This is a genomic window from Cetobacterium sp. (genome assembly GCF_977044495.1).
Window position 1 is genome coordinate 1 of the sequence record NZ_CDRRQU010000075.1, and the last position, 5,922, is coordinate 5,922.

The 5,922-nt window shown below is 24.3% G+C and carries 4 protein-coding genes and 1 tRNA gene; 2 read left to right on the top strand and 3 right to left on the bottom strand.

Annotation, left to right across the window (positions count from 1 at the left end):
• Positions 1-436 precede the first annotated feature (436 nt).
• Both ACWI69_RS11610 and dcm read right to left on the bottom strand, forming a co-directional pair.
• Positions 437-2,239: a hypothetical protein gene (locus ACWI69_RS11610; protein ID WP_448821996.1), complete on the bottom strand. Its 1,803-nt coding sequence runs from the start codon at positions 2,237-2,239 to the stop codon at positions 437-439.
• 257 nt (positions 2,240-2,496) lie between these two features.
• The gene (gene dcm / locus ACWI69_RS11615; protein ID WP_448821997.1) at positions 2,497-3,735 is read right to left on the bottom strand and encodes a DNA (cytosine-5-)-methyltransferase; all 1,239 of its coding nucleotides are present in this window, start codon (positions 3,733-3,735) and stop codon (positions 2,497-2,499) included.
• A gap of 173 nt (positions 3,736-3,908) precedes the next feature.
• Here dcm and ACWI69_RS11620 point away from each other — a divergent pair, with 173 nt between their 5' ends.
• Together ACWI69_RS11620 and ACWI69_RS11625 are read left to right on the top strand one after the other, a co-directional pair.
• Positions 3,909-5,291 carry a Sau3AI family type II restriction endonuclease gene (locus ACWI69_RS11620; protein WP_448821998.1) on the top strand — a complete coding sequence of 461 codons (1,383 nt, stop codon included), beginning with the start codon at positions 3,909-3,911 and terminating at the stop codon, positions 5,289-5,291.
• Positions 5,292-5,352: 61 nt separating this feature from the next.
• A complete protein-coding gene (locus ACWI69_RS11625; RefSeq protein ID WP_448821999.1) occupies positions 5,353-5,604 on the top strand; it encodes a hypothetical protein in 252 nt (83 codons plus the stop codon).
• Positions 5,605-5,812: 208 nt separating this feature from the next.
• On the opposite strand, the gene ACWI69_RS11630 is transcribed toward ACWI69_RS11625, so the two are convergent.
• Positions 5,813-5,886 (bottom strand) — tRNA-Trp (locus tag ACWI69_RS11630).
• Between the last annotated feature and the right edge of the window lie 36 nt (positions 5,887-5,922).

Here is a 5,922-nt window from a genome sequence, read left to right on the forward strand (position 1 = left end):
CTTGTGTTTTCTTTTGTATTTGCACACCCTACAGTACAAATTAATACAAATAAACATGTTAACCCTATTAAAATTTTATTTTTCATTTTTTTCTCCTCCTAATTCAATTATAACCTATAATACATTAATTGTATACATATTATTATTAATCCAATTTAATAACAATTATTCAAAAATTTCATCTACTTTTACACAAAAATTCATATAAAAATATTAATGAAATATTATTTCCATATTTTTTTATTAAAACTAACACATTAATATTAAAAAAATCTAGAGCTAATACTCTAAAACTAATATATATAAATCGCTACATAGCGAATATTTACCTGGCACGGAGAATATTGAAGTATTCAACCCATACCTTTTTATAAAATGAAACAGAAGTTCCACTTGCTACAAACATCATAGCGTAATAATTTATGTTTGAAAAAATCTAATTTGCCGGAAATATATTACTTTTTCTTGCAATAGATAAATCTAAAACAAAAGAATTATTATCCCTAGGTTGATTATCAACAAAGTATTTATCATATTTTTCCCTAGCAATTTCACAAGATTCATAATATTCTTTTTTTCCTAATACTGTTGATTCAATATAAACAGAATAACTATCATTGATTTTGACACCTACAAAAGCATGCCCAGGTATTAAATATATATAAGTAGATAATTTTAGTGCTTCAAAACAGCTGGCTAATAGCAAAGATAAATCAATGCAATTACCAGATTTTAAACTATAAGTATCTTTAGGATAATTAATTCGTTGAGTATGATATTGTCCTTCGGCAAAACTAGTACTTCTAATAGCATATTTCATTTCAGATAATATGTCATATATATTTTTTATTTGTGACTCAATAATATTTTGATTAGAAACATTTCCAGGCATATCCATATTTTTTGTCGCATCAGAAATTATTTTATCTACTTCCTTACAGTTAGGAGTTATCCATTTAGCTAAAAATGATCTAAAATCTATTTCAAAATCTTTTCGATTATTACTAATTTTTTCAATAAAAATATTATTAGGATATACTAAGAATAAATTTGTTTTATTACAAATCAACTTATCCTTATAATATACTTTTACATTAATATTTTTTTCACAATTTGAAGATAATGATTTAACTTTATCATCAATTAATTGTGGGGCAATATTAAAGGTTTCACACTTAAAACCTTCTACAAATACTTCCGACTCATATTTAAATGATAAATCGTACATAGATGCCTCAATTATATATTTTTTTGTTTGTGGAGTATTATTGAAAATAGAAACAGCTAAAGGAGAATAAAAATTATCATATACTTTATTAAAAGAGTCATATATACTTGAAAATATTGGAAATTTTCCAAAATTAACATTAACAATAGAAGAATCATTATTATTTAAATACAACAAATGATTTAATATACAATAATTATCATAATGAAATTGATTCTCGATATTAAAAAAATTATAATTAATTAATGATGGTGATGATAAATAATTATCATTTTCTAATGGTTCTAAAAAACAATTGATTTTCTTTTCATCAAATGGAAGTAATAATTGTATAAGTGAAGTATCTTTTATTTCTAAATCCTCAACTATACTATAAGAATAATTATGAAAATTAACTAATTTAAATGGAAACATTAATCCAAAAGGAATACACAATTTATTATCAACAGTCGAAGTTTTATTATATTCTATGTCAAAAGTTAAATCATAATCAATACTTAAATCTAAATTAGCATAAAAAGTGCTGTTTTTTCCTACAAAAAACTTTCCATGCGTTACTGGAGCAAAATTACAATTACTAGGTAAATTATATTTTTTCTTGTCATTAATATCAATTATCTCATTTTTTATAAAAGAAAAAGGTAACCATGTATCACTATGATTATTATCAATTCTGTAATCTAAATTGCAATCTGATTTTAAAAATTTAATATTAACTACTTCACCAGCCCCAAGTGTATATATTTGAAGAAAGGGAAATAAATTAGTATCATCACTTTTCCAATTGTCACTATAATATATTTCATCTTTAGATATTTGTCTTTCAATGTTATTTTTTAAATTAAATTTTATTTTAAAAGATACAAAAGTTGAACTTTTAACACTTATTTTTAAATCAAAAATATTAATAGCTATATATTCATAAATATTAGGAATAAATAGACTTTCACTAAATTTAAAAACTTTTCCACGTCCAACCTCTGTTAAAGTAATACCATCTGTTTTTATCATTTCAAATTTTTCATGTGGAAAATATGGACAAAGTGAATCACACTTTTTTAAATTTCTATTTTTTCCACAGCATAAACTGCAAATTTCGCCATTAATATTTGTACAAAATCTTTTTCCTTTAACACAATTACACATTTTACACTTCATAAAACTCCTCCATTCAGTTAAATAATATCATGCGATTTTTAAAAGATCAACACAATAGAAAAAAATATCATAATTTTAATGATATCTCAGTTATTTTAATTATAACATTTTTAATTTTCTTTATCTATAATGTTTTCTATTTCTATACCGATTTTTTCTATTACACCAACTACTAAGGCATTACCCATCATAAAGTTTCTTTTCTTTTGTGTCATGCCTGTATTTGTCCAATTATCAGGGAATCCATTTATTCTTTCACATTCAACTGGAGTTAACAATCTTGGTTTCTTAGTTTTGAAATCTTCTATAACATGAGTAGTTCTACTAACTCCACCTTCACTGGTTAACATAGTTCTAGCTGGAGCATCTAAATTATCAGGGAAAGGCATAGCACCTTCTGTATAATAATAAGGGGTACCATCTGGTTTAACTCTAGGAATTCTTTTGCTTCCTTTTAAGAATGCAAACTTTTCTACTTGTGCATCAGTTAAAAAGAATTTTTCATCAACTTCATTTTCTTCTCTAATTTTTCTTAATGGATAAATTAAGTTAAAATCAGATTTTGTTTTAACTGTATATATTCCACCATTTTTCATAACACCAGCATTATAGAATTCACATTTAAACATATTACTTACTTCAATTATATCTTTATAATCTGAAATACATGATTTAGCGATTGACTCATACGATTTTTTTATTGGAAATTGTTTAACAAATAATCCGTTTTCAAAAATTATATCGCTATCAGTTAGTTTTTGCATTTCTTTATAATAATTAGTTGATTTATGATACGCAAAAATATATGTTCTTCTTCTTTTTTGTGGCAATCCATACTCACCTGCATTAATAACTCTCCATTGGACATCATATCCATTCTCATAAAAACTTCTTAATATAATTCCAAAATCTCTTCCCCTTTGTTTAGCAGGAGATAATAATAATCTATCAACATTTTCTAATAATACAAACGGAGGTTGTTTAATTGCTAATGTTTCTTCAATAGCCCACCACAAAACTCCTTTTTTACCTTCAATTCCCTTACTGTTAGATAATGTTTGAGCCACTGAATAATCTTGACAAGGAAATCCTCCAACTAATAATGTATGGTCAGGAATTTCTTTTTTATTAACCTCAAATATATCAATATTACTTACATCTTTAAAACCAAACCTTGTCCCATAGCAATCATAAGCATCTTGTGTTTTTGTTGAAGGTTCCCATTGATTTGCCCATAGAAATTTCCAATTTCCATTTTCCGTTACTTTATCATCTTCTAATGAAACTTTATTTAACCCACATCTAAATCCGCCAACACCAGCAAATAATTCTACGCATGTCTTTTTCATTTTTGTACCTCCATTTTGTTGTTTATTAATACTAATTATATTATAATATAATTGATTAAAAAGATCAACCTTACTAGAAAATATTATACTAAATTTTCTAGAGAAGATCAACATTTCTATATTAATATTTTATATTATTTTTGAAATTAAAACAAGATCAAAAGGAGAAATTTATGAAAAAAGGTAGATTATATAATAGACAAGAAATTGAACTAATATCTAAATCAGCAATTGGCAAATCAATTAATGATATTTTGAATGAAGAAATAATTACTATAGAAAATAAAGACGCCAATAAAGGTGGATTAGGTCAATTGGTTGAAAAATATTTATTTGGTATGGATAACAATAATGATTCAGAACCAGATTTTATGCCAGCAGGAATTGAACTAAAGGTAACCCCATATAAAAAAATTAAAAACGGTAAATTATCTGCTAAAGAAAGATTAGTTTTAAATATTATAGATTACATGACTGAATATAAAAATGATTTTAGAAGTAGTCATTTTTGGTATAAAAACAATAAAATACAGTTACTATGGTATTTATGGGAAGCAAATAAAGATAAAAAAGATTTAATAATTACACACGAACAATTATTAGAATTAGAAAAAAATGAAGACTTAAAGCAAATAGAAGAAGACTGGAATTTTATTATTCAAAAAATCAAAGATGGCAAAGCTCATGAAATATCAGAAGCAGACACTATGTATTTGGGAGCATGTTCTAAAGGAGCTAATTCATCTTCAACAAGAGAGCAACCATTTAACGATATTCCTGCTATGCAAAGAGCCTTTTGCTTTAAAAATTCTTATATGACTCAATTAGTTCGAAAATATATTGGAGATTATTCAAATGTTGAAAAAGTACTAAAAAGAACAACCAATACATTTAATGAATTTATTGAAGGCGTGGTCAATAAATATAAAGGTAAAACACAAAAGGAACTAATGAATGAATTTGAATTAAAATCTAATGCTAAAAATATAAATAACATAATCATAAGTAGAATGTTTAATGTTAAAAGTAAATTAGCAGAAACAGAAGAATTTCAAAAGGCAAAAATTATTCCTAAAACAATTAGAATTGAAGAAAATGGAAGAATTAAAGAGTCAATTTCATTTCCATATTTTAAATATACTGAATTAGTTAAACAAGATTGGGAAACTTCTGATTTAAAAGAAGAACTTGAAACAACAAAGTATATGTTCTTTATATTTAAAATGGATAATGGAGAATATGTATTTAAGGGAATTAAATTATGGAATATGCCTGAAATGGATATTGAAACATCTGTTATGGAAATGTGGAAGAAAACTTACAATACTATTAAAAGTGGTAATATAGTTAAATCAATTGAAAACGGGTATAGAACAACTAACTTTGTTGGTATGAGTGAAAATCTTGTATGTCATGTAAGACCACATGGGAGAAATGCAAAAGATGTGTGTAAATTACCGGTTCCTGATAAATTAACAGGTGCAACAGAGTATACAAAACATTGCTTTTGGATTAATAATACTTATATAAAAGAGATATTCAAAGAATTTATATAGACTGGTAAAAATGAGAAATTATTTTGATTAAAATTTTAAAACAAAATTTTCAAATCAAATAATGAGTATACAAAAAGGATACCAATGGTTAATAAAAGAAATGGAAAGTGAATATGAATATCCATTAAACGATTGTATTACTTTTGATGAATATTTTTCTATATTATATAAATATAATCAACACTTTGATTATTTCATAAGGATATATGAAATAGATACTTCAAAATTAATTATTAAAAATAAATATAAGATAAATAAAAATTTTAACGATTCTGAGGTATACATATTTTTTATACAATACTCTATATTTTAGTGAAATAATATATCTACTTAATTTTTTTATTATTCTTCATTATTTTCATCTATAATATTATAAATTTTGAATTTAATATAATCATCGTAAACTAATAAATCATTTTTCATTTATAATAAAAAAATTCCATTACTTTTCAGCAAATGGAATTTTTTAAAATATATTATAATTTCAATACTTTTCTCAAAAGTTCGAAAATATTTACAAATGGCAGGGGATGAGAGAATCGAACTCCCAACAAAAGTTTTGGAGACTCCTATTATACCATTTAACTAATCCCCTAAATCGGACAAATTAATAATATCATATTTTTTTTAT

What these genes read in the sequence shown, in the direction of transcription:
- ACWI69_RS11610 (WP_448821996.1), bottom strand. Translation starts at nt 2,239, where the DNA reads ATGATAAAAACAGATGGTATTACTTTAACAGAGGTTGGACGTGGAAAA.
- dcm (WP_448821997.1), bottom strand. Translation starts at nt 3,735, where the DNA reads ATGAAAAAGACATGCGTAGAATTATTTGCTGGTGTTGGCGGATTTAGA.
- ACWI69_RS11620 (WP_448821998.1), top strand. Translation starts at nt 3,909, where the DNA reads ATGAAAAAAGGTAGATTATATAATAGACAAGAAATTGAACTAATATCT.
- ACWI69_RS11625 (WP_448821999.1), top strand. Translation starts at nt 5,353, where the DNA reads ATGAGTATACAAAAAGGATACCAATGGTTAATAAAAGAAATGGAAAGT.